Origin of the sequence: Synechococcus sp. F70.1 (assembly GCF_047502745.1) — a bacterium.
Classification (GTDB): domain Bacteria; phylum Cyanobacteriota; class Cyanobacteriia; order Thermostichales; family Thermostichaceae; genus Thermostichus.
Map to the genome: position 1 here is coordinate 115,443 of NZ_JANSJL010000078.1, position 1,183 is coordinate 116,625.

Annotated in this window: 1 protein-coding gene; it reads left to right on the forward strand. The window is 61.9% G+C overall.

What is annotated here, in order from left to right; translation table 11 throughout:
* Positions 1 to 101 precede the first annotated feature (101 nt).
* Positions 102 to 1,183, forward strand: a 1,082-nt coding sequence (locus NW860_RS08530; RefSeq protein WP_414513611.1) for a cation-translocating P-type ATPase, incomplete at its 3' end; no start/stop codon positions are given.

Sequence of the window (1,183 nt, forward strand, 5' to 3'; positions counted from 1 at the left end):
GGGGAGCGTCTTGCTGGGAAGGGGCAGACGGCATCCGCTAGGCTGTCAGAGAGAAGGGCGGGAAGCCCCTCCTACTGTTGTGTTGTGGTGGCTCACCGATCATGGCAAGATCTTCATCTCCCGAGCCGCTCTCGGTCATTGCCTGGCATGCTCTGCCAGAGGAGCAAGCCATCCAGAAACTTTTCGGAGAGGAGCTGTCTTTGGCAGGGCTGTTGGAAAAGGGCCTCTCTCAAGCCGAGGTGGCCCGGCGGCAGCAGCAATATGGCCCCAATGAGCTGAAGGCCAAGGCAGCTACCCCGGCCTGGCTTAAGTTCCTGCAGCAGTTTAACCAGTCGCTGCTCTACATCCTGCTGGTGGCCGGGGCAATCAAGGCGTTCCTGGGATCCTGGCGCAACGCCATCGTGATCTGGGCGGTGGTGGTGATCAACGCCCTCATCAGCTACATCCAAGAGTCCAAAGCGGAGGAGGCCATTGCTGCCCTGGCCAAGTCGGTGGCCACTGAAGTCACCGTGATGCGGGAGGGGCAGAAAGTGCGGGTGCCCTCACGGGAGCTGGTGCCGGGGGATGTGGTGCTCTTGAGCTCGGGAGACCGAGTGCCCGCCGACCTGCGCCTGGTGAGCGTGCGCAACTTGCGGGTGGACGAATCGGCCCTCACGGGAGAATCGGTGCCGGTGGAAAAACGGCTGGGATCCCTCCCCGAAGACACGCCGTTGGCCGAGCGCCAGAACATGGCCTACGCCGGCAGCTTCGTGACCTTTGGCCAAGGGGCGGGGGTGGTGGTGGCCATCGGTAACCAGACCCAAACAGGCCGCATCTCCAAGCTGATCGAGGAAGGGGGATCCCTGCAAACTCCCCTGACACGTAAGTTTGAGGCGTTCAGCCTGACTTTGCTGAAAATTATCCTCACCTTGGCTGCGCTTACTTTCCTGGTGGGGCTGGTGCAGGGCCAGGCGGCAGCGAGTGTCTTTGAGGCGGCGGTGGCGCTGGCGGTGAGTGCTATCCCCGAAGGGTTGCCGGCAGTAGTTACCGTAACCCTGGCCATTGGGGTTTCCCGTATGGCCCGACGCCACGCCATTATCCGCAAGTTGCCGGCGGTAGAAACTCTAGGCAGCGCCACGGTGATTTGCTCGGACAAAACCGGCACCCTTACAGAAAACCAGATGACGGTGCAGGCCATCTACGC